24 protein-coding genes are annotated in these 25,703 nt (G+C 72.1%); 9 read left to right on the top strand and 15 right to left on the bottom strand.

The window, feature by feature from the left end; genetic code table 11:
• Window positions 1-24: 24 nt before the first annotated feature.
• The 3 genes from ACGFML_RS13070 to ACGFML_RS13060 form a co-directional block, all read right to left on the bottom strand.
• Entirely contained in the window at window positions 25-1,266 is a 1,242-nt protein-coding gene (locus ACGFML_RS13070; protein ID WP_393542999.1) for a beta-ketoacyl-[acyl-carrier-protein] synthase family protein, read from the bottom strand.
• Window positions 1,263-1,496 carry an acyl carrier protein gene (locus ACGFML_RS13065; RefSeq protein ID WP_393542997.1) on the bottom strand — a complete coding sequence of 78 codons (234 nt, stop codon included), beginning with the start codon at window positions 1,494-1,496 and terminating at the stop codon, window positions 1,263-1,265. The genes ACGFML_RS13070 and ACGFML_RS13065 overlap by 4 nt, the downstream gene beginning before the upstream one ends.
• Before the next feature lie 306 nt (window positions 1,497-1,802).
• Window positions 1,803-2,255 carry a MarR family winged helix-turn-helix transcriptional regulator gene (locus ACGFML_RS13060; protein WP_393542995.1) on the bottom strand — a complete coding sequence of 151 codons (453 nt, stop codon included), beginning with the start codon at window positions 2,253-2,255 and terminating at the stop codon, window positions 1,803-1,805.
• Window positions 2,256-2,403: 148 nt separating this feature from the next.
• Here ACGFML_RS13060 and ACGFML_RS13055 point away from each other — a divergent pair, with 148 nt between their 5' ends.
• Window positions 2,404-2,814: an organic hydroperoxide resistance protein gene (locus ACGFML_RS13055; RefSeq protein WP_393542993.1), complete on the top strand. Its 411-nt coding sequence runs from the start codon at window positions 2,404-2,406 to the stop codon at window positions 2,812-2,814.
• On the opposite strand, the gene ACGFML_RS13050 is transcribed toward ACGFML_RS13055, so the two are convergent.
• From ACGFML_RS13050 to ACGFML_RS13035, 4 genes are read right to left on the bottom strand one after another with little or no spacing between them, the layout of a single operon-like run.
• On the bottom strand, window positions 2,804-4,168 hold the full coding sequence (locus ACGFML_RS13050; RefSeq protein WP_393542991.1) for a GH1 family beta-glucosidase: 1,365 nt from the start codon (window positions 4,166-4,168) through the stop codon (window positions 2,804-2,806). The two genes, ACGFML_RS13055 and ACGFML_RS13050, sit on opposite strands and share 11 nt — an antisense overlap.
• A 34-nt stretch (window positions 4,169-4,202) precedes the next feature.
• Window positions 4,203-5,090, bottom strand: coding sequence for a carbohydrate ABC transporter permease (locus ACGFML_RS13045; protein WP_393542989.1), 888 nt, complete (start codon window positions 5,088-5,090; stop codon window positions 4,203-4,205).
• Window positions 5,083-6,009 carry a carbohydrate ABC transporter permease gene (locus ACGFML_RS13040; protein WP_393542987.1) on the bottom strand — a complete coding sequence of 309 codons (927 nt, stop codon included), beginning with the start codon at window positions 6,007-6,009 and terminating at the stop codon, window positions 5,083-5,085. The genes ACGFML_RS13045 and ACGFML_RS13040 overlap by 8 nt, the downstream gene beginning before the upstream one ends.
• Window positions 6,010-6,018: 9 nt before the next feature.
• Complete coding sequence (locus ACGFML_RS13035) at window positions 6,019-7,335, bottom strand: ABC transporter substrate-binding protein (RefSeq protein WP_393542985.1); 1,317 nt, start codon at window positions 7,333-7,335, stop codon at window positions 6,019-6,021.
• 152 nt (window positions 7,336-7,487) lie between these two features.
• Between ACGFML_RS13035 and ACGFML_RS13030 the strand changes: the two genes are divergently transcribed.
• A complete protein-coding gene (locus tag ACGFML_RS13030) occupies window positions 7,488-8,804 on the top strand; it encodes an ROK family protein (protein WP_393542983.1) in 1,317 nt (438 codons plus the stop codon).
• 51 nt (window positions 8,805-8,855) lie between these two features.
• On the opposite strand, the gene ACGFML_RS13025 is transcribed toward ACGFML_RS13030, so the two are convergent.
• Both ACGFML_RS13025 and ACGFML_RS13020 read right to left on the bottom strand, forming a co-directional pair.
• Window positions 8,856-10,529, bottom strand: a complete 1,674-nt coding sequence (locus tag ACGFML_RS13025; RefSeq protein ID WP_393542981.1) for an amidohydrolase — start codon at window positions 10,527-10,529, stop codon at window positions 8,856-8,858.
• Window positions 10,530-10,642: 113 nt separating this feature from the next.
• A complete protein-coding gene (locus tag ACGFML_RS13020) occupies window positions 10,643-12,166 on the bottom strand; it encodes an APC family permease (RefSeq protein WP_393542979.1) in 1,524 nt (507 codons plus the stop codon).
• A gap of 180 nt (window positions 12,167-12,346) precedes the next feature.
• On the opposite strand from ACGFML_RS13020, the gene ACGFML_RS13015 reads away from it, so the two are divergent.
• Complete coding sequence (locus ACGFML_RS13015; RefSeq protein WP_393542977.1) at window positions 12,347-13,036, top strand: helix-turn-helix domain-containing protein; 690 nt, start codon at window positions 12,347-12,349, stop codon at window positions 13,034-13,036.
• Window positions 13,037-13,221: 185 nt separating this feature from the next.
• The gene (locus ACGFML_RS13010; protein WP_393542975.1) at window positions 13,222-14,451 is read left to right on the top strand and encodes a PP2C family protein-serine/threonine phosphatase; all 1,230 of its coding nucleotides are present in this window, start codon (window positions 13,222-13,224) and stop codon (window positions 14,449-14,451) included.
• On the opposite strand, the gene ACGFML_RS13005 is transcribed toward ACGFML_RS13010, so the two are convergent.
• Window positions 14,439-14,954 carry a hypothetical protein gene (locus ACGFML_RS13005; protein ID WP_393542973.1) on the bottom strand — a complete coding sequence of 172 codons (516 nt, stop codon included), beginning with the start codon at window positions 14,952-14,954 and terminating at the stop codon, window positions 14,439-14,441. The genes ACGFML_RS13010 and ACGFML_RS13005 overlap by 13 nt on opposite strands.
• 483 nt (window positions 14,955-15,437) lie before the next feature.
• On the opposite strand from ACGFML_RS13005, the gene ACGFML_RS13000 reads away from it, so the two are divergent.
• A complete protein-coding gene (locus ACGFML_RS13000; RefSeq protein WP_393542971.1) occupies window positions 15,438-15,674 on the top strand; it encodes a DUF6400 family protein in 237 nt (78 codons plus the stop codon).
• A gap of 2 nt (window positions 15,675-15,676) precedes the next feature.
• Window positions 15,677-15,913 carry a hypothetical protein gene (locus tag ACGFML_RS12995; RefSeq protein ID WP_393543751.1) on the top strand — a complete coding sequence of 79 codons (237 nt, stop codon included), beginning with the start codon at window positions 15,677-15,679 and terminating at the stop codon, window positions 15,911-15,913.
• A 4-nt stretch (window positions 15,914-15,917) separates the two neighbouring features.
• On the opposite strand, the gene ACGFML_RS12990 is transcribed toward ACGFML_RS12995, so the two are convergent.
• Complete coding sequence (locus ACGFML_RS12990) at window positions 15,918-16,514, bottom strand: S41 family peptidase (RefSeq protein ID WP_393542969.1); 597 nt, start codon at window positions 16,512-16,514, stop codon at window positions 15,918-15,920.
• Between the two features lie 33 nt (window positions 16,515-16,547).
• Here ACGFML_RS12990 and ACGFML_RS12985 point away from each other — a divergent pair, with 33 nt between their 5' ends.
• The gene (locus ACGFML_RS12985) at window positions 16,548-17,432 is read left to right on the top strand and encodes a hypothetical protein (protein ID WP_393542967.1); all 885 of its coding nucleotides are present in this window, start codon (window positions 16,548-16,550) and stop codon (window positions 17,430-17,432) included.
• A 76-nt stretch (window positions 17,433-17,508) separates the two neighbouring features.
• Here ACGFML_RS12985 and ACGFML_RS12980 read toward each other — a convergent pair whose 3' ends face one another.
• Complete coding sequence (locus tag ACGFML_RS12980) at window positions 17,509-18,429, bottom strand: hypothetical protein (protein ID WP_393542965.1); 921 nt, start codon at window positions 18,427-18,429, stop codon at window positions 17,509-17,511.
• Window positions 18,430-18,819: 390 nt separating this feature from the next.
• On the opposite strand from ACGFML_RS12980, the gene ACGFML_RS12975 reads away from it, so the two are divergent.
• Both ACGFML_RS12975 and ACGFML_RS12970 read left to right on the top strand, forming a co-directional pair.
• Entirely contained in the window at window positions 18,820-19,644 is an 825-nt protein-coding gene (locus ACGFML_RS12975; RefSeq protein WP_393542963.1) for a hypothetical protein, read from the top strand.
• A 176-nt stretch (window positions 19,645-19,820) separates the two neighbouring features.
• Window positions 19,821-20,759 carry an SDR family oxidoreductase gene (locus ACGFML_RS12970; RefSeq protein WP_393542961.1) on the top strand — a complete coding sequence of 313 codons (939 nt, stop codon included), beginning with the start codon at window positions 19,821-19,823 and terminating at the stop codon, window positions 20,757-20,759.
• Window positions 20,760-20,857: 98 nt separating this feature from the next.
• Here the strand turns inward: ACGFML_RS12970 and ACGFML_RS12965 are convergent, their stop codons facing one another.
• The 3 genes from ACGFML_RS12965 to ACGFML_RS12955 all read right to left on the bottom strand — a co-directional run bounded on the left by ACGFML_RS12965 (window position 20,858) and on the right by ACGFML_RS12955 (window position 25,591).
• The gene (locus tag ACGFML_RS12965) at window positions 20,858-23,689 is read right to left on the bottom strand and encodes an FUSC family protein (RefSeq protein WP_393542959.1); all 2,832 of its coding nucleotides are present in this window, start codon (window positions 23,687-23,689) and stop codon (window positions 20,858-20,860) included.
• Entirely contained in the window at window positions 23,686-24,183 is a 498-nt protein-coding gene (locus tag ACGFML_RS12960) for a MarR family winged helix-turn-helix transcriptional regulator (RefSeq protein WP_393542958.1), read from the bottom strand. The genes ACGFML_RS12965 and ACGFML_RS12960 overlap by 4 nt, the downstream gene beginning before the upstream one ends.
• Before the next feature lie 85 nt (window positions 24,184-24,268).
• Window positions 24,269-25,591 (bottom strand): M64 family metallopeptidase, encoded by a 1,323-nt coding sequence (locus tag ACGFML_RS12955; RefSeq protein ID WP_393542956.1) that lies wholly within the window; start codon window positions 25,589-25,591, stop codon window positions 24,269-24,271.
• Between the last annotated feature and the right edge of the window lie 112 nt (window positions 25,592-25,703).

Raw genomic sequence — 25,703 nt, 5'->3', positions numbered from 1 at the left:
TCGCAGTCGGTGGGGTGCGGATGATCAACCGCGAGTCAGCACGAGCACGGCATTGTGCCCGCCGAAGCCGAGCGACGTCTTGACCGCACACGCGAACGTCGCGGACCGTGCCTCCGAGCGCACGACCTCGACGGGGACGTGTGGATCCGGCACATCGAGATTGGCCGTCGGCGGAACCAGCTGGTGCTCCAGGGCGAGCACGGTGAGAGCGGTCTCGATGCCGCCGGCGGCCCCCAGCGTGTGCCCGGTCATCGCCTTGGTGGAGGTGACGAGGGGGTGGTCGCCGAGCACGCGCTCCAGCACGGTGGCCTCGACGAGGTCGTTGACGACCGTCGAGGTGCCGTGGGCGTTGACGTGCCCGACGTCACCCGCCGTCACGTCCGCGTCCGCCAGCGCCGTCCGCAGCGCCCGCTCGATGCCCCTGCCGTCCGGGTCCGGGGCCACCGCCGCATAGGCGTCACTGGACGCGCCGTACCCGGCGACGTGGGCCCGGATCGTGGCCCCACGGGCGCGGGCGTGCTCGGGCCGCTCCAGTACGAGCAGGCCGGCGCCCTCGCCGACGACGAAGCCGTCCCGTGCCGCGTCGAACGGCCGGCACGCGGCGGCCGGGTTCTCCCGGCGGGTGGAGACCGCCTTCATCTGGCAGGCGCTGGCGATCAGCAGCCGGGAGACGGGCGACTCGGCGCCGCCGGCGATGGCGATGTCGCAGACCCCGGCCCGCAGCAGTTGGTGTGCCGTGCCCAGCGCGACGGTGCCGGAGGAGCAGGCGGTCGCCACGCCGAAGCTGGGGCCGTGCACGCCGAGGTCCGTGCAGACGCTGCTGGCCGCGCCGTTGATGACGGTCAGCGGCGCGAGCTTGGGGGAGACCCGCCGCGCGCCGCGCCCGGCCATGGCGGCGTGCTGCTGGTCGTAGAAGGCCAGTCCGCCGTGTGCGGAGCCGATGACCACCGCGACCCGGCCGCTGTCCCAGGTGTCCGGCTCGAGCCCGGCGTCGGCGATCGCTTCCCGCGCGGCGATCACCGCGAGCTGGGAGAAGCGGTCCATCAACCGCTGGGTGGCCACACCCAGCACCTCGGCGGGGTCCAGGTCCGCGATGGTGTACATGAAGTCGCAGGGCAGATCCGTCAGTTCCGCCGGCCGGGTCACTCCGCCCGGCACGGTGTCATGGGTGAGGGAATGCCAGGCGGACTTCACCCCCACGCCCGCCGCGGTCACCAGCCCCAGCCCCGTCACCGCCGCGGAGAACGGCTGCTGCCGGGCCGTCACGCGGCGACTTTGCCGTCGACGGCCGCCACCAGCGCCCCTACGGTGTCCCGCGAGGTCAGCGCCACCTCGTCGAGGTCGATGTCCATCCGGTCCTCGATGAGCACCCGGAGTTCCTCCAGCGCCAGGGAATCCATCCGCAGACTGCGCAGCGGCGTCTCCTGGCCGATGTCGGCCGGCGCGACCCCGAATCGTCGGACCAGCAGGTCGTTCACAACTTCTGCCGCATTCACGTGGCGCTCCTCCGCTGTTCGTGGGCGTGCTGCTCGTAGGCGTGCTGCCAACCGCGTCCTGGCGGGTGCTCACCGGCGGCTCCGGCTGGATCGGCCACCATTTATACGCCTTGGCCCCGAAATCTCCCCAACCTCGGTAGCTCAATGGAGTGATGAGCGCACCGGGCTGGGCGAGCACGTTCGCGGCCTGATTGCGCATCGCGGAAGGCATCTGCCTGTCCTAACGGCACGGGTCGACGGAGGGCACGGGGCGAACCCCGCCGGACTCGGCCGGGGCCCTGTCCGGATCGGTCCGCCCGGCGCCGGTCAGGCCTCGTCGAGCGCGTCGGTGACCCGGCCCAACAGGCCGCGCAGGGTGCGGAGTTCGTCGACGGTGAGGCCGGTGGCGGCCAGTATCCGGCGGGGCACGGGAAGGGCCGCGGTCCGTAGGTCCTCGCCCGCCGCGGTCAGGTGCACGGTGACCGACCGCTCGTCCTCGGCGCTGCGCTCGCGGCGCACCAGTCCGGCCGTCTCCAGACGCTTCAGGAGCGGGGAGAGGGTGCCGGAATCCAGCCGCAGCCGCTCGCCGATGGCCTTGACAGGCTGCGGGCCGTGCTCCCACAGGACCAGCATGGCCAGGTACTGGGGATAGGTCAGGCCCAGGTCCTTGAGGGCGTCCCGGTAGACGCTGCCGAAGGCGCGCGAGGCGGCGTGCAGATGGAAGCAGACCTGGTGGTCCAGGCGGAGCAGTTCGGAGTCGGGCACCGGGAGCGTGGTCATGGGTTCAGGCTAGCTCGCCGCTATTTAGTTGTGCACAACTAAGTTGCACTCAATCTAAGTGTGTGCAATCTTTATGGGTGTCGGCGACCGGAAACCGGTCGCCGGGCCGGTGAAGGCCGAGCCGAACGACGAGACAAAGGGGATTGCCATGGACGCGCTGTACACCGCCGTCGCCACCGCCAACGGCCGCGAGGGCCGGGCCGTCAGCTCCGACGGGCAGATCGACCTCGCCCTCGCCATGCCGCCGGCGCTCGGGGGCAGCGGCGGGGGCACCAACCCCGAGCAGCTCTTCGCCGCCGGGTACGCGGCCTGCTTCGCCAGCGCCATGGGCAACGTCGGGCGCCAGATGAAGATCGACACCAAGGACGTCTCGGTGACCGCCGAGGTCTCCATCGGCAAGGACGACACCGGCTTCGGCCTGGGCGTGGTCATGCGGGTGGAGCTGCCGGACGCCCTCGCCGGCGAAACCGGACGCCGGCTGGTCGAGGCGACCCACCAGTACTGCCCCTACTCCAAGGCCACCCGCGGCAACATCGACGTCGAGCTCGTCATCGAGTAGAGCGGGCGGCCCTGGTCCCGCGCCGGATGAGCCCCGCGTAGTGCAGGCCGCTGTCCTTGAGGGTGCGCCGCTGGGTCGCGTAGTCGACGTGGAACAGGCCGAAGCGCTTGTCGTAGCCGTACGCCCACTCGAAGTTGTCCATCAGGGACCAGGCGAAATATCCGGCCAGCGGGGCGCCCTTGCGGGCCGCGCGGGCGCAGGCGGCGACGTGCCGGTGGAGGTAGTCGGTGCGCTCGGTGTCCGCCACGGTGCCCTCGGGGGTGACGACGTCGGGGTAGGCGGAGCCGTTCTCGGTGACGTAGATCTTGCGCGGGGCGTACTCCTCGGTGAGCCGCAGCAGCAGGGTCTCGATGCCGGCCGGGTCGATCTCCCAGTCCATGCCGGTCCGCGGGACGTGCAGCCGGCGCACCGGGCGGGCGAACGGCGGCGGGCCGGCCGGGTCCGCGGTGACCACGGACGGGAAGTAGTAGTTCAGCCCGAGCCAGTCCAGGGGCTGGGCCATGATCGTCCGGTCGCCGTCCCGCTCGGGCAGCTCGACGCCGTACACCTCGCGCATGTCCGCGGGAAAGCCGCGGCCGTGCACGGGGTCGAGCCACCAGCGGTTGGTGTGTCCGTCCATCCGCCGGGCGGCCTCGGCGTCGGCCGGCGAGCCGGTGGCCGGTGCCACGGTGCTGAGGTTGTTGACGATGCCGACCTCGGCGTGGGGGGCGGCGGCCCGGATCGCCTGGACGGCCAGGCCGTGGCCGAGCAGCAGATGGTACGAGGCACGGACCGCGGCGGCCGGATCCGTCAGGCCCGGGGCCATCCGGCCCTCCAGGTGGCCGATCCAGGCGGAGCACAGCGGCTCGTTCAGGGTGGCCCAGTGGTGCACGCGGTCGCCCAGCCTGGTGGCCACGGCCGACGCGTATGCCGCGAGATGCTCCGCGGTCTCCCGCCGGGGCCAACCGCCGCGGTCCTGGAGGGCCTGCGGCAGATCCCAGTGGTAGAGGGTGGCGGACGGGGTGATCCCCGCCTCCAGGAGTCCGTCGACGAGCCGGTCGTAGAAGGCCAGTCCCTTGGCGTTGACCGGGCCGTCGCCGTCCGGGACGATCCGCGGCCAGGCGAGCGAGAACCGGTAGGCGCCGACGCCCAGTTGGCGCATCAGACCGATGTCCTCCCGCCAGCGGTGGTAGTGGTCGCAGGCCCGGTCGCCGGTGTCGCCGTTGTGGGTCATGCCGGGGGTGCGGGCGAAGGTGTCCCAGATGGAGGGGGCGCGGCCGTCCTCGGCGACGGCTCCCTCGATCTGGTAGGCGGAGGTGGCCACGCCCCAGGCGAAGTCGTCGGGCAGGGCGGCGAAGTCGATCCGATCGGTCACGGCGTTCCTTTCGGCGGGGGCCTTTCGGCACGGGTCATTTGACGGCCCCGGCGGTGAGGCCGGTGACCAGATAGCGCTGCAGCAGCAGGAACCCGGCGACCACCGGGACGCTGACGACCAGGGAGGCGGCCATGACCTGGTTCCAGTACACGTCGTTCTGCGTGGCGTAGCCCTGCAGGCCGACCGACAGGGTGCGGGTGGTGTCGTTGGTCATCACGGACGCGAACAGCACCTCGCCCCAGGCCGTCATGAACGCGTAGACGGCGACGGCGACGATCCCGGGGGCCGCGGCCGGCACCACGACCCGGAAGAGGGTGCCCAGTGGTCCGCAGCCGTCCACGTGGGCGGCTTCGTCCAGCTCGCGCGGCACCGACGCGAAGTACCCGGTCAGCATCCAGATGGAGAACGGGAGGGAGAAGGTCAGATAGGTGAGGATGAGGCCGCCGCGGGAGCCGTAGAGGGCGACGCCGGTGGAGTTGCCGATATTGACGAAGATCAGGAAGAGCGGCAGCAGGAAGAGGATGCCCGGGAACATCTGGGTGGACAGGACCGTCACGGTGAAGACCCGCTTGCCGCGGAAGCGGTAACGGCTGACGGCGTAGGCGGCGAAGACCGCTATCACCACCGAGCAGACGGTGGCGGAGCCCGCCACGATGAGCGAGTTCGTGAAGTAGCGGGCCAGCGGGACGGTGCTCCAGATGTCGAGGTACGGGCGGATCGTCAGCCTGCTCGGCAACCACTGGAAGGAACCCGAGATGTCTTCCAGCGGCTTGAGCGAGCTGCTGAGCATCACGTACACCGGCAGCAGCACGAAGCCGGCCAGCGCGGTCAGGACGATCCGCCGGGTCCAGACGAAGGAACGGGGCGGGGCCGTGGGGGAGCGCCGGCGGCCCGGCCGGCCGGCGGACGTGGCGCTAACCATCGGCGGACCTCCTTCCGCGGGAGGTGGCGATCAGGTATCCGGTCGTCACCACGAGCAGGAAGAGCAGCAGCAGGACGGACATGGCCGAGCCGGTGCCGAAGTTCCAGGTGGCGAACGAGGACTGGTAGATGTGGAGGGAGATCAGGTCGGCGGCCTCCGGGGCGGCCCTGCCGAACAGCACGTACGGCGTGTTGAAGTCGTTGAACGTCCAGAGGAACAGCACCAGCACCAGGACCTGGTTGACCGGCCGCAGCGCGGGCAGCGTGATCCGCCGGATCTGCTGGCGGATGCCCGCCCCGTCGAGGGCGGCGGCCTCGTAGAGCTCCCGGGGGATGTTCTGCAGGGCGGCCATCACGACGAGGAAGGCGAACGGCCAGTTCCGCCACACCGTGACGACGACCAGCGCGACGAAGCTGTTGTCGCCCAGCAGCCAGAAGGGGCGGCCGTCGGTGAGGTGCAGCTGGTCGTGCAGCAGGTGATTGACCAGACCGTTGTCCCGCTGGAACAGAAACGCCCAGGTGATCACGGCGGCGTAGACGGGCAGCGCGTACGGGGTCAGAAACAGTGCCCGCACCAGGCCGCGGCCCCGGAAGTTCTCCTGGAGGAGGATCGCGGCGGTGGTGCCCAGCAGCCAGCACAGCGCCACCGACAGCACGCTGACGGCACAGGTCACCCAGAACGAGTGCAGCAGCGCCGCGCCCACCGGGGCATCGACGTCGACGCTGATCCGGTAGTTTCCCAGCCCCCGCCACGGGGCGGCGCCCCAGTGGCTCAAGTAGAGCCGGGTCAGCTCCTTGAAGCTCATGACGATGCCGATCGCCATCGGCACGAGGTGGACCAGCAGCTCCGCGAGCACCGCGGGCAGCAGCAGGAGATACGGCAGGCCGGTACGGCGCAGCCGGGCGGAGACGGCCTTCACGGGCGCCGCTCACCCGGCCATCTGCTGCTCGGCCTCGGCCAGCCGTGCCCGGACCGACGCGGTGGTCACCGGGTGCCCGGCCGCGGCGTCCGCGAACAGGTCCTTGATGGCGGTGCCCACGGACGTCTCGAACTGCGACTCGTCGGGGATCTGGGGGAGCGGCGCGGCGCTGCGGGTGAGGGTGCGGCGCAGGACGGTGGTGTCCGGGCGGTGGAACGCCGCGTCCTGCTGGGCGGTCTTGACCGGGGGGATCGCGCCGTATGCCGCGTTGAGCAGGCGCTGTTCGGCGTCGCCCGTCATGAACGACACGAACTTCCGTGCGCCGTCGAGGTTGTGGGTGTTCCGGAAGACCGCGATGTTGATCCCCGCGATCATGGAATTGGTCTGCCGGCCGGTGCCCGGGGCGCCGGAGGCCACGGGCACCGGCACGACGCCCCAGTCCTTGGGCTGCATGCCGTGCGCTGCGAAGCTGGTGGCCGCGGCCTGCCACAGGACCATCGCCGTACGGCCCTTGGCGAAATCGCGCAACGACTGGTTCTGACCGTACTCGGCGTTGCCCGGCGCGATGATCTTGTCCTTGGCCATGAAGTCGACGTACTGCTGCACCGCCGCCACCGCCCCCTCGGAGGTGAAGGCCGGCTTGCCGGACGCGTCGAAGAAGTCGGCGCCGTGCTGCTTGCCGAGCGCGAACGCCTGGTGAATGTTGTTGGCCGGATTCCCGCCCTCGGCGCCCAGGCCCCACTTGTCGCCCTTCGAGATCCTCCGGCCGTCCGCGACCAGCTCCTTCCAGGTGGCCGGCGGCCGGGCGATCCCGGCGTCCTTGAACATCCGCTTGTTGTAGTAGAGGGCGTAGGTGAGCGAGTAGAGCGGCACCGCGGCCGGATCCTTGCCGGGCGCCCCGGTGGCGCCCAGCGCCGGCGCCACGAACCGGTCACGGCCGCCGATGCGGGCGAAGTTCGCCTTGTCCCAGGGCAGCAGCGCGCCGGTGGACTGGAGCGAGGCGGACCAGGTGTTACCGATGTTCAGGACGTCCGGCCCCTGCCCCGATGTCGTCGCGGCGAGGATCCGGTTGAGCAGATCGGACCACGGCACCACCTCCAGCTTGACCTTGATCCCGGTCCGTTTCTCGAACTTCCGCAGCTCGGGGCCGAGGATCTTCTTGTCCGCCTCGATGTCGGGGCCCTGGTTGGAGGCCCAGTACGTCAGCGTCCTGGGGGAGTCGTTGCTGCCCGCACCGGTCGGGCTCGTACCGCCGCCGCAGGCCGACGCCGTGGCGGCGAGAACGGTGGCAAGGGCGGCGGCGGACGTGGCTCGGAGTGTGCGCATGACGGATACGCCTCTCGTTGAGGGTCCGGAGAGCGGCCGAGTTCATTTCCTGAACGGCCTCATGGCTTAACTTAGGACGTGAGTCAAAGCCCGAGAGAAGGGCGCGTCAAGGGATCGCGCGGCGGTATCTTGCGGTCAGGGGAGGGAGCCAGATGGCCGGACAGCACCGTCGGACCGTACGCGACCTGCGACGGGCCAACCGCGCAGAGGTTCTGCAACAGCTTTATTTCGAGGGGCCGTTGAGCCGCCAGGAACTGCTCACCGCCACGGGGCTCAGTTCAGGATCCATCAGCAACGTCGTCGCCGAACTCGCCGGGGAGGGGCTGCTGGAGGAGGCCGGCGTGGTCGGATCCGACGGCGGCCGTCCCCGCACCCTGCTGCGGGTCGCCCCGGCGAGCGGTGCCCTGATCGGCGTCGACGTCGGAGAGACCCGCGTACGCGTCGAGCTCTTCGACCTCGCCCTGGCCGAACTGGCCCGGGTGGAAGCCCCGTTGACGCAGCAGACTCACGACGTCGGCACGATCGTCCGGCACATCGCCCACGGCATCGGCACGGTCCTGCGCGAGGGCGACACCGACCCCGGCCGACTGCTCGGGATCGGTGTCGGCGTCCCCGGAATCCTCGACCGCAGCGGGCCCGGCGGCGCCGTGGTCCACGGTCAGACCATCGGCTGGCACGCGGTCCCCCTGGAGGACCTGCTGAGCGAGGCCGTCCAACTGCCTTCCTCCGTACGCTTCTTCATCAACAACGGAGCCAAGGCGCTCGGCCAGGCCGAGATGTGGTTCGGCGGCGGGCGCGGCGCCGCGGATGCCGTCATCGTGCTGTTCGGCTCCGGCGTCGGGGCGTGCATCGTCACCGACGGCGTCATCCACGGCGGCGCACGCGACAGCGCCGGGGAATGGGGCCATCTGACCGTCAGCGTCCGCGGCCGGCGCTGCCGCTGCGGTGCCCGCGGCTGCCTGGAGGCGTACACCGGCTCCGAAGCGCTGGTGGCACGCTGGCGGGAGGCGGGCGGGCGGCACCCCACCGACGCCGGCGAGGAGGCGGCGATCACCGCCCTGGTGGCCGCCGCTCACCCGCCGGACGGTCGCGCCGCCGACCCGGTCGCGCTCGCCGTCCTCGACGAGACCGCCGAATACCTCGGCGCCGGCATCTCCGACCTGATCAACCTCTTCAGCCCCGAACGCGTCCTGATCGGCGGCTGGGCCGGCCTCCAGCTCGGCCCGCACATCCTGCCCGCCGTACGCCGCTACGCCGCCGGCTACTCCCTCGCCCATCCCGCCGGCCGCGTCACCATCGACATGGGCATGCTCGGCCCCGACGCCGTCACGGTCGGTGCGGCGACACTGCCCCTCGCGGACTTCTTCGCGCGCGGCGGGCGCCGGGGCGCGGCGGCCCCGGAGGCCGCCCGGCCGGCGGCGCCGCCCGGGTGGCGTACGGCGCTGGAGCGGCGGGCGGCGGATGCGTGACAGGCCGGGCGTGGCGCGCCGGGCCGAGGAGCCTCCCACGCCGCAGCAGGCTCAGGCGTCACCGGCCGCATAGACGCGCTGCCCGCCCACGAACGTCTGCAGCACCCGGGTCTGCGCGATCGCCTCGTCCGGGCCGTCGAAGGGATCGCGGTCCAGCACCACCAGATCCGCCAGCTTGCCCGGCTGGATGGTGCCGGTGTCGTCGAGGTGGTTGGCGTAGGCGCTGCCCGCCGTGTATGCGGCCAGGGCCGAGCCGAGGTCGATGCGCTGCTCGGGCAGGAAGACCGGAGCGGAGGCCGGGGCCTGGGGCGCGCGGCGGTTGACCGCGACGTGCAGGGCGGCGATCGGGTCCGGCGAGCTCACCGGCCAGTCGCTGCCCGCGGCCAGGGTGGCGCCGGACCGGAGCAGATCGCCGAACGGGTACTGCCACCCGGCCCGTCGCGCGCCCAGGAAGGGGATGGTCAGTTCGTCCATCTGCGGCTCGTGTGCGGCCCACAGCGCCTGGATGTTCGCCGTCGCGCCCAACGCGCAAAATCGCCGCACGTCATCGGGGTGGACGACCTGGAGGTGCGCCAACTGCGGTCGGGTGTCCCGGCGTCCGTTGGCCGCCCGGGCGGCCTCCACGGCATTCAGCGCCTCCCGGACGGCGCGGTCGCCCAGGGCGTGGAAGTGGACCTGGAACCCTTCGGCGTCCAGCTCGGTCACATACGCCCGCAGCTTCTCGGGGTCGATGAACGAGATGCCGCTGTTGTCGGACGCGCAGCCGCACGCGGTCAGGTACGGGCTGAGCAGGGCCGCCGTGTGATTCTCCGCGATCCCGTCCTGCATGATCTTCACGCTGGTCGCACGCAGCCGTCCGCCGGTCAACTCGGCCCGCCGAGCGACCAGTTCGGGAATCTGCTCGGCCCCGCGGGCCCGGTCCCACCACAGCGCCCCGGTCACCCGCGCCGTCAGCTCGCCGTCGCTGCGGGCCGCCAGATAGGCGGGCGCCGGGTCGGGGGTGCCGGGGCCGCGGCCCAGCATCGCGTCCTGCCAGGCCGTCACTCCGTACCCGTGCAGCAGCCGCTGCGCCCGGAGCAGTCCTTCCGTCAGTTCGGCGATGGTCGGCTCCGGGACCAGATCGCCCACCAGCCGCATCGCGCCCTCCTGGAGCATGCCGGTCGGCTCGCCGGCGGTGTCGCGCTCGATGCGCCCGTCGGAGGGGTCGGGTGTGCCGGCGGTGAGCCCGGCCCGTTCCAGGGCACGGGAGTTGGCCCAGCCGCCGTGGTGATCGCGGTTGACCAGGAAGACCGGGCGGTCCGGCACGAGGGCGTCCAGGAACTCCCGGGTCGGCATGCCGCCGGGAAACGCCTCGAGCGACCAGCCGCCGCCGGTGATCCAGGGGGCCTCCGGGTGGGCGGCAGCATAGGAGCGGATCAGCTCGCGGTACGCGTCGGCCGTGGCCGCGGAGCTCAGGTCGCACTGCCCCAACTCCAGTCCGCCGCCCACCGGATGGACATGGGCGTCCTGGAACCCGGGGATCAGCAGCCTGCCCCGCAGATCGACGACCTCCGTAGCGGGCCCGATCAGATCGCGTACGCCGCCCGCCCCGCGCTCCGCCTCATGACCGACGGCGACGATACGGTCCCCGCGCACCGCGACCGCGCTCGCCCGGCTCCGTGCGGGGTCGACGGTGTGCACGGGGCCGGAGAGGAAGACGAGATCGGCGGGGGCGGTGCTGTCCATAAGGCTGATGCTCCTGGTGAGTCGGGTCGGTGTCGGTGTCGGTGTCGGTGTCGGTGGTGGAGGGGGCGGAAGCGGGCGGCGGGGAGCCGACGGGAGCGGGGGCGGCGGAGGGGTCATCCCTCGGAGGGCCGCGGCCCGCTCTCGCCGTCCATCGGCAGGGCGATCGCGTCGGCATTCGTACCGCGGCCGGTCCGGAAGTACGGGGCGTGGCGCACCCACTTGGCCCAGGCGGCGACCGCGAGCCCGGCCAGCACGAAGAGCGTGGGCAGCAGGAGCATGAACCACCCGTTGTCCGGGGTGGCCTCGAAGTGGTCGCTCCGCATCGCGTAGTCCACGACGAGGAACGCGCCCAGCCCGAACAGCGCGAGCGCACTGGCCGCCGGGACGACCACGTCCCGCAGGGCGCGGACCACTCCCTGCCGCAGCGCGGACCGGAAACGCACCGCGCAGGCCAGCGCCGTGAGTCCGTAGTAGAGGGCGACGGTGAGCCCGATGGAGTTGACCGCGGTGAGGATCATGTCGTTGAGCCGGGGGATGCCGACGGCGAGCACGGCGAGCAGCGCGGCGATGGCCATGATCAGCAGGGTGCCGACCGCCGGGGACCCGTAGCGCGGATGGATCCGCTGCCACACCGCGCCCAGGGTCCGGTCCCGGCCCATGGCCAGGGCGGCGCGGGCGGTGGGGATGACGCTGGACTGGAGTGAGGCGAACGCGGAGCACATCAGGGCGGCCAGCGGCAGGGAGGCCCAGGGTTCCGGAGCCAGCCGGCTGCCGAGGAAGGTGAGCGCCCGCGGCCCGTTGCGGATGAGTTCGTCGGTGCTCATCACCCGCTGGAAGGCGAACGCGCCGACGAGGAAGAGCCCGAGCATCGCGACCAGCGCGATCATGCCGCCGCGGGCGGCGTCGGAGGCGCTGCGCGTCTCCTCGTTCACGCTGAACGCCGCGTCCCACCCCCAGAAGATGAACACCGCGATCACCATCCCCTGCGCGAGGGCCTGCGGCGACCCGATCGCGAACGGGTCGAGCCAGGAGAGCGAGAACGGCTCGTCGCCGACGACCAGGGCGTAGCCGCAGAAGGCGAGCAGCACCACGTACTCGAAGACCAGCAGGCCCAGTTGCATCCGGGTCGCGGCACGCACACCCGTGACGGCGGTGACGGTGACGACGACGAGCGCGACCAGACCGATCGCGGTGGCGAGGCCCGTCGAGTCCGGGTCCAGCGGCAGCCCCAGCACGCTGCGGATCCCGAGCTTGTTCAGGAACTGCAGCACGACGGAACCGGTGACCGCACCCGTGTACGCCATGAAGATCACGTTGCCGACCAGCACCACCCACCCGGTCAGAAAACCGGGCCAGGGGCCTATGGAGCGGCCCACCCAGGTGTAGCCGCTGCCGCAGTTCGGCTCCGTGCGGTTGAGGCGGGCGTACGACAGCGCGATGCCGAGGACCGGGAGGAAGGCGAGCAGCAGCAGGGCGGGGGTCTGGCGTCCGGCGTACGCGGCCAGCGAGCCCATCCCGATGCCGATGCTGGTCGTCGCCGCGGTACTCGACGCGGCGATCGCCACCCCGTCCTTCACCCCCAGCGAGCGGCGCATACCCGCCGGTCCGGGTTCCTGCTGCACTGCGGAGGGGGGCATGGCACGCACTCCTTGCACGGGTGGGCGGGGCCCGGTCTCGGCCGGTCCGGTGTCCGCCGATGAAACAGTCCGCACCCCCTTGTGTCAACGGTGTTGACGTAACCTGGTGGTTAACTGGCCCGGATGCCGGCCGGGGGTGGCGCGTCGAGGGCCCGGGGAGGGCGGAACGGAGGGATCCGCGTGACGGAGAACGCACGCGTACCGGCCGAGCGCAAGCGGCGCCGGCCGACCAGTTCGGGCGTGGTGCTGTCCGCCGACCTCATCGTCGACGCGGCGTGCCGACTGATCGACGCACAGGGCGCACAGGCATTCACCGTCCGCAAGCTCGGCGCCGCCCTGGGCGCCGACCCCTCCGCCGTCTACCGCTACTTCCGCAACACCGAGGACCTGCTGCTGGCGCTCGCCGACCGCCTGATCGGCGACGCCATGGCCGGCTTCACGCGGACCGGCGACTGGGCCGCCGACCTGCGTGATTTCGGCCTGCGCGGCTACCGCTCGGCGCTGCGCCACCCGCAGATCGCCGTCTTCAGCACCATGCGCGTCACGGGCCGCCCGCACGAGCAGCGCGCCGTCGACACCGGCATCGGCCTGCTCCTCGAGGCCGGCTTCGACGAGGCCACGGCGGTGCGCCACTACCACGCCCTCATCGACACAGTCCTCGGCCACGCGGCCCTCGATGCCGGAGTCCTGTGCCTGGCCCCCGCCCAGCAGGCCGCCGACGAACACGCCTGGCTGTCCGCGTACGGCGATCTGCCCGCCGACGCGTACCCGAACGTCCACCGGGTACGGGAGCACCTTCCCCGGATGTCCGGCACGGCGGTCGAGGCGGCGCTCGATCTGCTGATCGCCGCGCTGCGGGCCGCCGCGTAGCGGGCAGCACCCCCACCGGGCGCCGACGCACGCCCCCGCGCTGCCCCTCGGGGCACCGGCCGGGGCGGCGTCACCGGCCGGCGAAGGCCGGCGCGGTGGGCCGGGCGACCAATGAGCCGACCATCCGGGCGTTTCGCCTATAACGATGCAAATATGGTGCATGCCCCCTTCGACGGCTGGTGGACATGCCTGGACGACTGCCCGGACGGCACGATCTGAGCCCTGTGCTGACCCTGATCCCGGTCGGTCTCATCGTCGCGGTCGTCGTCGTCGACGTACTCTCCCCGCCCGACATCCATCTGGGCCCGCTGCTGGTCGCGGCACCCGCCATCACCGCGGCGTTCGCCGGCCCCCGGCTCACCGTCGCCATCGGCGTGCTCGCGGTCGGTGCCCAGGTGTTCATCGGGGTCACTCGGGGCGTGCTGTTCACGGAGAACCTCCAGACCCAGATCGCCGCGCTGGTGGTCGTCTCCGCCCTCGTCGTGCTCTTCACCGTCGTACGCGACCGCAATGAGCGACGGCTCACCAAGAGCCGCTCGGTGGCCGGCGTCGCCCAGCAGGTCCTGCTGCGGCCGCTGCCCCGCTACAGCGGAACGCTGGAGATCGCCTCGCTCTACCTCGCGGCCGAGGAGGAGGCCGAAATGGGGGGCGACCTGTTCGCGGCGGCGCGGACCTCACGGAGCACCCGGCTGATCATCGGCGATGTGCGCGGCAAGGGACTGCCCGCGTACGGCCAAGCCGCCCTCCTCCTGGGCGCCTTCCGGGCGGCCGCGCACCGCCAGGCCACGCTGCCCAATCTCGCCATCCACCTCGACGGCGCCGTCCGCTGGGACGGCGACCAGTGGCGCGCGGATCCGGGCCGTGGGAACGCGGACGCGGAGCGCGGTACGGAGTCCGCGCCGGCCGAGCCGGACGCCGGGGGCGACGCCGACGAGACCTTCGCGACCGCCTCCCTCTTCGACATCCCCGATCGCTGGCCCGTGCTGCGCACCATCACCTGCGGTCACCCGCCCGCCCTCCTCCTGCGCGACGGCGAGGCCCGCACTCTGCACATCGAGCGGACCGCCCTGCCCGTCGGCCTCGGCGGTCTGCCCGGGGCTCCCGAGTACGAGGTCGAGACCTTCCCCTTCGAGCCCGGTGACCTGCTGCTGCTCTACACGGACGGGGTGATCGAGGCCCGTGACGGCGAGGGCGCCTTCTACCCGCTCGCCGAGCGCGCCGTCGCCTGGAGCGGGTGCAGCCCGCAGCAGCTGTTGCGGTGCCTGCGGGAGGAGCTGCTGACGCATACGGGCGGCCGGCTGAGCGACGACGCCGCGGCCGTCGCGGTACGCCGCCTGCCCAGCCGTTCCGCGCCCGCCGGCCCCCGGACGACTCGCGCGGTCGCGTGCGGCCCGGGCACGTCTCAGGGGCGCTGAGCCGTGAGGCAGCCGCCGCAGTTGTAGTACGTCACGTCCCAGTGGTCGCCCTCCTTGTAGTAGACGTTTCCGCTGCCGGACTTCCACTTGGAGCCGCCGATGGAGGTGAAGGTTCCGGTGATGTAGTCGGTCAGGCAGGAGGAGAGGCTGAAGTCGACCTTGTAGCCGTTCCAGTGGCTGTAGGTGCCGTCGGCGTGGCCGGTCTCGGTGCCGCCGGTGAGGTTGACCGCACAGCCGGTGGCGCCCTTGAGCGTGATCACGCCGTCCACGGTGGCGGAGTTGATCTGGTCGAACGAGGTGCATCTGGCGTTGTTCCGGTCGGAGCAGCCGCCGCTGGAGGACCAGCTGACGCCGGCCGCGCGGAACTTGCCGGTGGCCTGGGCGTGGCTGAGCTTGGCTAGCGGCGAGGGGGTGGCGGCGTACGAGGTGGCGGTGCCACCCATCAGGGCGCCCGCCGTGAGCATGACCATCCCGGCGCCGAGTGCGGCCGTACGTCGGAGCATGGAAACCTCCTGGAGGAAAGACAGGGCCCCGAGCCTGGCCCGGCCCACCGATGGCGTCAACTACGCGTTGTGGCAAGGGTGTTGTGGCAAGGGCGTTGCGGCAAAGGGGTGCGGCAAAGGAGTTGCGGTGGCGAGGCGTCTTGCGGTGCGCCGGCAGGCTGCCCGCGCCGGTCATCCGCCGGCTGCCGGCCGATCGTCGGCGGGTTGCCTGTCGGACGCGGCCGATCCCGTGACGTCGAGGTCCCGCCGGAGGCGGAGCGATGAGATGCGTCACGCCCGCTCATGCGGCCACATATCAGACATAACGCATCAAAAACACTGTCCGAAATGATGCCGATGGGGCATTAAGCGCCATCTGCGAGTGATCCCCCTCTCTCGCCCATGACGCCCTCGCGCCCCATCAACCTCACCTGACGCTTCCTCAATCGCGTCCCTCTTGGTAGACACGTCCGAATCATCCCCAAGTGGCATGGGACGCGCACCATGATCGACCGGAACACCTCGGACCACCACATAGTCGAGTTCGACCTCGCCGAGCACGAAACGCGACGCCGGACCGAAGTCCTCGCGGCGCTCGGCGACACCTGGAACCCGATCGAGGTGATGGAGGCCGAGGCGGAAGCCCGGCGCCTCCTCTACTCCGGGCTGGACCCCGAGCAGCAGGCCACCTACGACATGCTGGTCGCCGCGCACATCCTGCCGCCCACCGGGCAGGCATGACCATGCTGCCGCTCGACCCCACCGCCGACATCGGCCGCCGGGCCTGGGTCCCGTGTCCGGGATGCCGGGACGACCGGGACTGCGCCACCTGCCGCGACGGCCGGACCTGCACCGATCACTGGCGCTACCTCCTGTCCAACAAGGGCAGCCTGCTGCACCTCCAGTGCCCCAACTGCACCCACCTCTGGGCCTGGCAGTCGGGCTTCGGGGCGGGCGACGGCGGCCGCACCGGCCCCTGACCGGCTACGCGCCGCGCCGCGCCCGCTCTTCACGGACGGTCCCGAGAGCCCGCTCCGCGGGCACCGCGACGTCCGGCACCACGCCGACACCTTCCCGGTTCGTTCCTGTGACGCGGCTGATCGTCCGCGCGGTCGGCACGGTGACCGTGATGTGCTCCGCCACCGGGTGACGTGCGGTGGGATGGGCACCGCCCCGGCTGGTCTCTCCGGCCACCACCGCCCGCCCGTGCGCCTGCAGGGTGTACGCCACGTCCTCCCCGCCCGAGAAGGTACGGGCGCTGGTCAGGACGTACACCGGGCGGTCGAGATAGCGCGGTGCGGGCAGCTGCGAAGCGGTCCAGTACTGCCGGGTGGCGTCCGTCGAGCGCTCGTAGAGGTCGTTGAGGTGCACCTGGTCGTCGGGGAAGAAAGAGCTGCACCACATGGCGGCGCCGGTGGGCGCACCGCCCCTGCACTCCCGCAGGTCGAGGACGAGCGTGTCGGTGCCGGCGACCAGCTCCATCGCGGCGCCGATCGCGCGGGCGCCCTCCCCGGCGTCCGCGATCCTGCGGATGTCGAGGTGGCCGAGGGCACCGTCGATGATGTGCGCGTTGGTAGGCATGACCGGCGATCCTGGAGCGGTACCGTGCCGTGCATGGAGCTGCGCGCACGATCGCTTTGGCTGCTGACCGAACCACTGCACGCCGTCACCTACTTCGACGAGCACTGCCGTGCGCTGGGCGAAGACCTCGGCCTCAAGGGCTTCTGGATGGGTTACTTCGCCTCCCGCACCGCGCCGCTGGGCGCAGTGGAACCCGCGCTCGCCACCGCCGTACTCGGGGTGTTCGCGCCCGGCATGATCGCGCGTGCGCTGCCCGCTGCCTGGACGGTCGTCAGCCCGGCGCACGTCCTCGACGAGCGTGCCCGCCGAGCCGCCGCCGCACTGCGCAGCATCCATCCCGGGCTGGACGGGACGGCCGCCGAACTGTCGGCCCCCCTCCTGACGATCGCCGAGGCCGCACCCGACGTCGCCCGGCCGCTCTTCGCCGCGAACCGCGCCCTGTGCGACCACGCCGACCCGATCGAGCGACTGTGGCAACTGAGCACCGCACTGAGGGAGTTCAGAGGCGACGCGCACCTCGCCGTACTCGCCGGCGAAGGGCTCGACGGCTGCGAGGCCCTCGTCCTGGCCACCGCCTCCGGCCGGGTTCCCAAGGACACCATGCGGCAGGACCGCGGCTGGAGCGAGGAGGCATGGGCGGCCGCAGCCGACCGGCTGCGCTCCCGCGGGCTGGTGGACGAGCGGGGCGAGGCGACCGAGCGCGGCCGGCAGGAGCGCACCCGCATCGAGGACGAGACCGACCGCCTGGCGGCACACCTGCTCCGCCCGCTCACCACCCCGCAGACCGATCGGCTCCTGGAGGGGCTGGAGGACGTCGTACGACGGATCCTGGCTGCGGACGTGTTGCCGTTCCCCAACCCGATCGGTCTGCCGCACCCCTACCGGAGCGGTCCCGGCGACCGGAGCGATTCCCCTTGACCGCAGGCCCGGACCTGGGCGACCGCAGACCCCGGACCAGACCGGCCCGGCGGCCGTGCCGCTCGCCGGCACCGGGTCATATCCGAGTGCCCTCGCGGCCCTTGAACCGCTGGGCCAGGTCGAGCGTGTCGGACGCGGCCGGCGCCTGGACGGTGACCGGCTTGTTGACGTCGTAGAAGTGGATGCTCAGATCCAGCGGACCCTGGCCGGTCCGCGCCCGCTCGCGGAACTTGACCGTACGGTCGTCGGGCCCGACCCACAGGTCGAGCGTGAGCGCATCCACCCCGAGCTGCCGGTACCGCCGGACCGTCCGCTCCCGGCGCTCGGCACTCAGCGCCCCCTTGGCGTTCGATCGCTTCAGCAGCTCGTCCACCGACACCGTCCCGGCGTAATGCGTCGTCCGCACGCCGTCGACGGTCTCCTGGCCGATCTTCTTGACGTCATCGGACTGGGCCAGCAGCGCCGCCTGCGCCGCCGGGTCCTGGTCCGCCTGCTGCTGCATCCCCCCGAGGCCGCCGGCGCCGCCGGCACCCTTGCCCTTCATCGGGAACTTCACCCAATGCCTGCCCTGCAGCGCCGCGGCCGCGCGCTCGCCCCCGCCGACATACACCGCGTCACCGACGAGCCGGACCGAGAACTCCCCTTCCTGCGCGCCGCCGGACGTCTTCATCCGCATGTCGACGGCCCGCGGACGAAGGCTGAAGGACACCTTGCCCTCGACGTTTCCCCGGCTGCCGAGCCGGCCGTCGATGCGGTACGACATCGAGTGGAGCGCGGCGCCCTTGTCGACGGCCTTCCGCACCGCGGCGACCGGCGCGGCACGCAGCGTCTGCGGCCCGGCCGCGTCGCCCCGCGAGGAGCCGCCGGGCGACGCACACGCCGCCGTGCCGCACAGCAGCACACCGACGAGCGCGGCCCCCACGGCGCGGGCCGAGGAGCGGGATCGCGAGAGCAGCGCAGGCGTATGCGTATGCGCAGGCGAAGAACGGTGAGTCATGGCCCCCCCCCATGAAGTGCGAACAGGAAACGCCCCGTCTGCCGCACGAAACATGGCGCTCGGAACGAGGCGCGAATCGGCGAACAGTCGAAAACGTGTCTGAGGGAGACAGTAGCTCACCCTACCGACACCCCGCGTTCCGTGCCATTACGGTCATCGAGGCGGAGTTGCAGCTCGGAGGCACTGCCGAAACCGTGCGACGCCCCCCTCAACCCGGGGAGAAGCTTGCAGGGTTATTTTCAGTTGGTGTGTGAATGCGTGCTTTGGGGTGCTTTATGAGACAAGATCGGATCACCTGTGGAGGTGCGGCGTTGTCAGGGTATGGAGCCTAGAGAGCTGTGGGACCGCAACGCCGTACTGGCAGAAGCGTTTTGCCTTGGGGACGAGCGCGTGCGCGAGGCGCAGGCCAGACTGGATGAGGCGCAGGCCGACCGGTCGCGTGTCCTGGCGGCGTTTGCGGTGACCGTGGGCAGCACGGGGGCGGTCGCCGGACTGTTCGGGCTGAACGAACGCGAAGTGCGCATCGCCCGGCGCACGGTGGGCAAGGACGACGCGCGCGCCGTGGCCGAGCAGTTGCTCTCCGCCGTCCCCAACGCGGTGCCCGGGGACCCCGAGGGCGCGGCACCGTCGCCCGAGCCCGGCTCCGAGCCCCCTGCCGATGCCGGCTCGGCGTCCTATCCCTCCGCTCCTCGGCCGACGGCCACCTCGCGCGACCCCCGCGAGGCCCCGGCCCCGAACCCCGGCCCGAGCCCGAATCCCGCATCGGAGCCGTCCTGGTCCGCGGCGTTGGACGCGGTGCTGGTCGGCAGCTGGCAGACCGGTGTCGACCTGCGCGAACTGGCCACCGAATTCGGGCTCGACTTCAATCGGCTGCTCGCCCGCGCCCAACAGCTCGCGGCCCAGGGCCGGTTCCATCACGGTCACACCGGCGAGAGCTACGGGGGTCGCCACCGCCGCGGCCCCGGCGACCTGCACGAGACCGAATACAGCATTCCCGCACAGCAGACCGCGGCCTGGAACGGCGCGCCGTCCGGGCACGCCATGGGGTCCGCCTGGCACCCCGGCGCGACACAAACGGCCGACACCGTCGCTGACATGACCACCCTCGCCCCCGACTGGGACAGTGCTCTCGCTCCGTGGGGCACCATCGCCCAGCCGCACGAGGAGCCGGAGCCCTCCCACCAGCCCTGGACCCAATATCACCTCAGCTCCTGACCCACTCCCTTCGCCGAGAGGCGTAACCCGCCCCGCCCCCGTCACCGACCGGCGGGGCTTTGCCGACCTGGCGGACGGCACGGCCGGCGAGCGGGAACGGTCGGCGAACGGTCAGTCGCAGGCGAAAGTGAGCACGGGCACAGACACGGGGCACGGAGTAAGGAGCAAGTGAAGCGATGACGGACCGCGCAGCCTCCCCGGGGGCGCTCCACGGCAAGGTGGCACTGGTGGCCGGCGCGACCCGCGGCGCCGGGCGCGCGATTGCGGTGGAGCTGGCCCGCGCGGGCGCCACCGTCTACGCCACCGGGCGCAGCAGCCGGACGGCCGGCCGCTCGGAGATCGACCGGCCGGAGACCATCGAGGAGACCGGCGAACTCCTCGCCGCCACCGGGGGCACCGGCACGGCCCTGCGGGTGGACCACCTCGACACCGACCAGGTCCGCGACCTCGTCCAGCGCATCGACCGCGACCACGGTCGCCTCGACATCCTGGTCAACGACATCTTCGGCGGCGATGCCTACGCCCAGTTCGGCACCACGCTGTGGGAGCACGACCTCCCCGGTGGGCTGCGGATGCTGCGGATGGGAATCGACACCCACGCGATCACCAGCCATCACGCGCTGCCGCTCCTCATCCGCCGCCCCGGCGGCCTGGTCGTCGAGATGACCGATGGCACCGCGGAATACAACGCCTCCTACCGCCACCACGAGGGCTTCTTCTACGACCTGGTGAAGGCCGCCGTCCAGCGCATGACGCTCGCCCAGAGCCATGAACTCGCCCCGTACGGCTGCGCGACCGTCGCCGTCACCCCCGGCTGGTTGCGCTCGGAGAAGATGCTGGAGGCGTTCGGTGTGACCGAGGCGACCTGGCGTGACGCCACGGCCCGGGTACCGCACTTCTGCATCTCGGAGTCGCCCACCTACGTCGCCCGCGCCGTGACGGCGCTCGCCGCCGACCCCGACGCCGCCCGCTGGACGGGCAAGGTGGTCTCGAGCGGGCAACTGGCTCCTCTCTACGGCTTCACCGACACCGACGGCACCCAGCCGGACTGCTGGCGCTATGTCGTGGAGGTCCAGGACACGGGACGCCCCGCTGGGGACAGCGGATACCGCTGAGGAGAGGCGAGGAGAGGCCGGCGGGGCGTCCGCCTCCACCGCGGGGTCAGGACCTCGTGCGGTTCGCGCGGCCCGGCTGCCCGCCGACGCCGCAGCCCTCATCGGCTCCGCTCCAGCGAGATGTCGTGCCGCATCTCCCCCGTCGTCTGTCGGACCGACAGGAATGCGGCGCGGGGTGGGTGGGCCGGGCCGGAGGCGATGACGGTGTAGCTGCCGGGGGGCAGGTCGGGGATGCGGTAGCGGCCGCCGACGGCTCGGCTGGTGGCGCGGCGCTTGCCCCGGGCGTTGACGATGGTGATCCAGGCGTCACAGCCGCCGGGGTGGCCGTCGGGGCAGTGGAGGGTGCCGGTGACGGTGACGGTGGCCTTGGATTCCTGCGCCGGTGCCCGTTGGGAGGTGGGTGTGGCGCCCTGTTGGGGGGTGGATGCCGGGGTAGGTGCGGGCCGGTGTGTGGGGGCCTGCTGGAGGGGCTGCTGGTTGCGGGCCGCCCAGGCCGCCAGCGCTGTCTGCGTCCGGCGGTCGAGCGGGGTGGTGGCGGGGGCGGGCGGGGTGTCCTTCGTGCCGGGCGGGGCGGGTGAAGCCGATGTGAGGGTCAGGCCGCGCTGTTCGGCGTAGGCGGCCAACGCCTCGTCCAGGGCGGCGAGTTCGTGGAGGGCGGTGTGCAGACGGGTGCCGCGGGGGCCGGAGGGGGCCTGGAGATGGGATTGGAGTTCGCGGATGAGGGGGCTGACGCGGGCCCAGGTGCCGGTGGGGGCGGTGAGGGTGCCACTCGCGGTGTGGTGGTCAAGGGCGTGCAGGGACGTGGTGAGGGTGTCGGTGATGTGGCGGACGCGGGCGCTCAGGTGCGGGGCGAGGTCGATGTCGATGTCGGCGGCCGCAGCGACGGCGCGGGCATGGCCGGTGGCGGTGGCGAGCAGGGCGAGGCGGTTCTCGGGGCCGCGGCCGCGGATGCCGAGGGGCATGCGGACCAGGGGCCGCAGGACGCCGCGCACTTGGAAGAGGGCCGCGTCGATGCCGCGCGCCGCGCCGCGCAGCCGGACCGGTGTTTCCGGGTTCTCCCAGCGCAGCACGATCTGGGAGATGAGGTGTTCCAGGGCGGAGACGTAGCCGCGTTCGGCCTCGCGGGCGATCTTCCCGCTGGAGACGGGGAAGATCAGCGCGGCGCAGGCGGTGGCGACGAGGATGCCGATGCCGTTGTCCAGCAGGCGTTCGGTCAGCAGGTGGTCCATGCCGCTGTACGGGGTGGACATGCCGTACAGCTGGGTGAGGGCGGTGACGAGGCCGACGACCCAGTAGGCGTACTGGCGTTGCATGCCCCAGGCGCCGATGGCGAGTCCGGCGACGATGACGGTCAGGGTCCAGTAGACGTGGCCGTGGCCGATCAGGTGCAGCAGGAGGATGCCGAGGACCGCGCCGGCGACGGTGCCGGCCATGCGGTGGGCGAGCTTGCGCAGCCGCTCGTTGGTGGTGTTGGTGCCGAACAGCGTGATCATGACGCCGACCAGACCCCAGTAGAAGCGCTGCGGGTCGATGGCGTCGGTGATCGGGCAGACGATGGCGGAGGCGACCGCGGCGTGCAGCGGGACGCGCAGATAGGGGATGGCGCGGCGCCAGCCCTGGACGTTCTGGGCGGCGGCGACGCGGCGGGCGACCGCTGCGGAGCCGGCCGGGCGGTTCTGCTCCAGTGCGACGGTGGGCTGGAACGGCACGTTGGCGCGGGACGTCGGCGCCTGCCGGCCGAGGTCGAGCCAGTGGGCGAGGCTGTCGGCGAGCGAGTCCAGGAGGTGCCCGACGCGGCGGGCGAGGGCCGCGGCCTCCGCCGTGGCGGGGCTCGAGTTGTCGCCGTTGAGCACGGACTCGGCTTGCCGGCGGATGAGTTCGGCGGTCGAGTGCAGGGCGTCGGCCCGGCCCAGTGGGGTGTCCCGGGCGATGACGAGCCCCACGACCACCGCCTCGCGCAACTGGGCCGGCACTCGGAGGGCGGTGAGCTGCTGCACGGCCTGGCCGATGCCGCGCAGCGCGAGTTCGGCGTCGAAGAGGTGCCGGTGGAGAAGCTCGGCGGTGTCGGGGTCGGCGGCGACCTCGGGCTGGGCGAGCCGCCCGTCGATGGTGACCGTGGTGACGTTGAGCCGGCGCAGGCTGCGCCGCATGCGCGTGACGGCGATCCGGTGGTCGGCGTCCGGGTCGAGGGCGGCGGAGGCGGCGTCGGCGACCCGACGCGCCTCGACGACGAAGGCCCGCTGCGTACGCAGCAGGTCCTCGCGCGGCATCGGGTAGCAGAGGACCAGGCGGGCGAGGAGGACGGCCACGGAGGACACCAGGGCGACGACGAACAGTTCGCCGCAGAGGTTCAACGGGATGTCGGCCATCATGCCGACCATGAACGCGTTGAACAGCATCATGCCCGTGAGCAGGGCGAGGGCGCCGAAGCGGGCGAGGAGGAACGCCACCGCCAGGGCTGCCACCATCAGGCTCAGCTCCAGCACCCGGTCCTGGTGCAGCCAGGCGGCGACGGGCAGGACGGCGGAGTACGGGATCGGCATCCACAGGATGGCGCGGGCCAGCCGGAACGGGGTGTTCTCGGCGACCACGAAGGCGCTCATCAGCCCCATCATGCCGCCCACCATCATGCCGAGCATGGCGGGCAGTTCCAGCGCGACGGACATTCCGTAGCCGACGGCCAGCGCGGTGACCATGGAGACCAGCGAACGCCAGCCGGCCTGCAGCTGGCCGAGTCCGGGGTCGGCGGCGAGCACCCCGTCCCACCAGCGTCTCGGCCCTCCGACGCGGTGCGGGGCGAAGGCGCCCGCACTCTTACGGCGCTGCTCCCGCCTACGGGGCTGCTCCCGCTCCGTCGGGCCGACGGCGGTCCCGCCCGAGGGCTCGGACGCGGATTCGGCGGTGGCTTCCGGGCTGGCTGGGGTGGTCAACTGACCTCCGGTTCGATGGCGTTCAACAGGACTGCCACGGCGTCGCGGGCCTCGCCGGCCGTGCGGTGCGGATCGTCGACGTGCGCACGGAGCCCTTCGAGCAGCGCGGTGGCCATCCGCTGCCGGGCCCGCTCCAGGAGCTCGTGGCCGGCCGGCGTGAGCGAGGTCTCGACGGCGCGCCGGTCCCGCGCGCACCGCGTCCGCTCGACGAGTCCGCGCCCCTCCAGTTCCTGGAGGACGACGGTGACGCGCGGCTGGGTGAGTCCGGTGCAGGCGGCGAGTTCGGTGACCCGCCGCGAACGGTCCGCGAGCGCGTCCAGTACGGACACATGGCCGCGCGGCAGTCCGAACCCGCCGGCCCGGAAGAGGGTTCGGGAGAGCTTGCCGATGCCGCGGAGGAGCCCTCGGGCGGCGGCCTCGATGCGCTGCTCGTCGGATGCCGGTGCGGGCACCGACGGAGTCGGGTGCTGCGCCGGCCGCGACGATAGATGCATACCGCAATTATATGGGGAGGGGTGGCGAGACGTACGGGCGGGGGTCCCGGGGGTGGGGCCCCCGCCCGTACCGGCGGGCTGCGGGTCAGCTCGTGACGTGCCAGGTCAGCGCTGCGGACAGAGGCTTGCGCAGGGCCGGGGTGCGGACCGCGCGCGTGGGGTCGACGGCCTTGGCGGTGACGGTGTGGGTGCGGCCGTCGGCGGGGACGCCGAGGGATCCGGGCTCGACCGTGGTCCGGCCGCGGGCGGCGGTGGCCTCATGGCCGTCGACGTACCACGTCACCCGCGCGCGGGTGGCCGGGGTGACACGGATCCGGTCGTCGCGGGACAGGGTGCGCGCGGTGCCGACCCGGCTGGTCAGCACGCTCGCGTGGCGGTAGAAGCCGGCGATCATGGCCTCGCGGCCGGGGAGGTTGAACTCGCGGCCGAGCGTGCGCATGATCGAGTTCTCGGTGGGGCGGTTGAGCCCGAACTGGTAGTAGCCGCCGCCCTCGTAGGCCCCGACCGTACCGCCGTCCGGCGACTCCTGCCCGATCCAGCGGTACCACTTCTGCTGCCGGCCGGTCATCTCGTCGGCGGAGAGGGTGGAGAGGTTGACCTCGGCGGGCTCGGGGCCGGAGTACGTCCCCGGCTGCCCGTAGTCGTATTCGTCGGCGAGCTTGCCGAGCGAGTGGCCCGTCTCGTGCACCGCGATCTGGTCGGACTGGGCGTTGTCGGACGAGGCGGTGGCGATGCCGTCGTAACCGACCTGCGACGAGACGTCGTTGTAGCCCGCGCCGCCGTACTTGGTGGAGTTGGACAGCACGACCACGAGGTCGGCGGCGGGGGCCTTGGCCGCGTACGACTCGACCTTGTTGGTGTCGACGCAGAGCAGCCGCTCGGTGCCGTCGCAGAAGAACGCCGAGCCGAGGGCGGTGTCGCGGACCACGTCCTGGGTCGGATCGCCGGAGACGCCGGAGTCGCGGGAGACGGCGTCGACGGCCCAGACGTTGAACAGGTCGGTGTACGAGGCGTACGGCTCGACCTCGGTCATCTTGGCCCACTTGGCACGGATGTCCGCGTGGAAGTCCTCCTGCTGCGCCTCGGTGTAACCGTCGCCGACGAAGACGACGTCGAGCTTGCTGCCGACGGGGCCGCTCTGCACGATCGGGGTGACGTCCCCGTCGGCGGTGATGGCCGCCTTGTCGGCCGGTGACAGTGGCTTCGATGCCGGAACGGTGGTGTGCCGAGGGTGACCGTCGGGGCCGGTGAAGTACTCGACCGGCTGCTGCGTCTCACGGGGGCGGGGGGTCGACGCCGGGGTCGCGCCCTGGGCCGTGGTCGCGGCGGCTGTCGCGGCGACCACGGCCGCGAGGGTTGTCCCGATGGCCGCTGCGGTGCGTCCGGATATGGAGGTGCGTCTACGCATGTGGGGGGTCCTCCCGAAGCTCGCCGCGACGGCGGCGAGTTGAGCCAGATTTTGGCGCGGCTCAATGTATGGGCTGGGGAGGCGGTGGACAACGGGTGTTGCTCAAGTGGCT

Source organism: Streptomyces sp. NPDC048650 (genome assembly GCF_043199095.1).
Classification (GTDB): Bacteria; Actinomycetota; Actinomycetes; order Streptomycetales; family Streptomycetaceae; genus Streptomyces.
This window is presented reverse-complemented; position numbering and strand designations above follow the sequence as displayed.

What these genes read in the sequence shown, in the direction of transcription:
- ACGFML_RS13060 (WP_393542995.1), bottom strand. Translation starts at nt 2,255, where the DNA reads ATGACCACGCTCCCGGTGCCCGACTCCGAACTGCTCCGCCTGGACCAC.
- ACGFML_RS13055 (WP_393542993.1), top strand. Translation starts at nt 2,404, where the DNA reads ATGGACGCGCTGTACACCGCCGTCGCCACCGCCAACGGCCGCGAGGGC.
- ACGFML_RS13045 (WP_393542989.1), bottom strand. Translation starts at nt 5,090, where the DNA reads ATGGTTAGCGCCACGTCCGCCGGCCGGCCGGGCCGCCGGCGCTCCCCC.
- ACGFML_RS13035 (WP_393542985.1), bottom strand. Translation starts at nt 7,335, where the DNA reads ATGCGCACACTCCGAGCCACGTCCGCCGCCGCCCTTGCCACCGTTCTC.
- ACGFML_RS13030 (WP_393542983.1), top strand. Translation starts at nt 7,488, where the DNA reads ATGGCCGGACAGCACCGTCGGACCGTACGCGACCTGCGACGGGCCAAC.
- ACGFML_RS13025 (WP_393542981.1), bottom strand. Translation starts at nt 10,529, where the DNA reads ATGGACAGCACCGCCCCCGCCGATCTCGTCTTCCTCTCCGGCCCCGTG.
- ACGFML_RS13020 (WP_393542979.1), bottom strand. Translation starts at nt 12,166, where the DNA reads ATGCCCCCCTCCGCAGTGCAGCAGGAACCCGGACCGGCGGGTATGCGC.
- ACGFML_RS13010 (WP_393542975.1), top strand. Translation starts at nt 13,222, where the DNA reads ATGCCTGGACGACTGCCCGGACGGCACGATCTGAGCCCTGTGCTGACC.
- ACGFML_RS13005 (WP_393542973.1), bottom strand. Translation starts at nt 14,954, where the DNA reads ATGCTCCGACGTACGGCCGCACTCGGCGCCGGGATGGTCATGCTCACG.
- ACGFML_RS13000 (WP_393542971.1), top strand. Translation starts at nt 15,438, where the DNA reads ATGATCGACCGGAACACCTCGGACCACCACATAGTCGAGTTCGACCTC.
- ACGFML_RS12995 (WP_393543751.1), top strand. Translation starts at nt 15,677, where the DNA reads ATGCTGCCGCTCGACCCCACCGCCGACATCGGCCGCCGGGCCTGGGTC.
- ACGFML_RS12990 (WP_393542969.1), bottom strand. Translation starts at nt 16,514, where the DNA reads ATGCCTACCAACGCGCACATCATCGACGGTGCCCTCGGCCACCTCGAC.
- ACGFML_RS12985 (WP_393542967.1), top strand. Translation starts at nt 16,548, where the DNA reads ATGGAGCTGCGCGCACGATCGCTTTGGCTGCTGACCGAACCACTGCAC.
- ACGFML_RS12980 (WP_393542965.1), bottom strand. Translation starts at nt 18,429, where the DNA reads ATGACTCACCGTTCTTCGCCTGCGCATACGCATACGCCTGCGCTGCTC.
- ACGFML_RS12970 (WP_393542961.1), top strand. Translation starts at nt 19,821, where the DNA reads ATGACGGACCGCGCAGCCTCCCCGGGGGCGCTCCACGGCAAGGTGGCA.
- ACGFML_RS12960 (WP_393542958.1), bottom strand. Translation starts at nt 24,183, where the DNA reads ATGCATCTATCGTCGCGGCCGGCGCAGCACCCGACTCCGTCGGTGCCC.
- ACGFML_RS12955 (WP_393542956.1), bottom strand. Translation starts at nt 25,591, where the DNA reads ATGCGTAGACGCACCTCCATATCCGGACGCACCGCAGCGGCCATCGGG.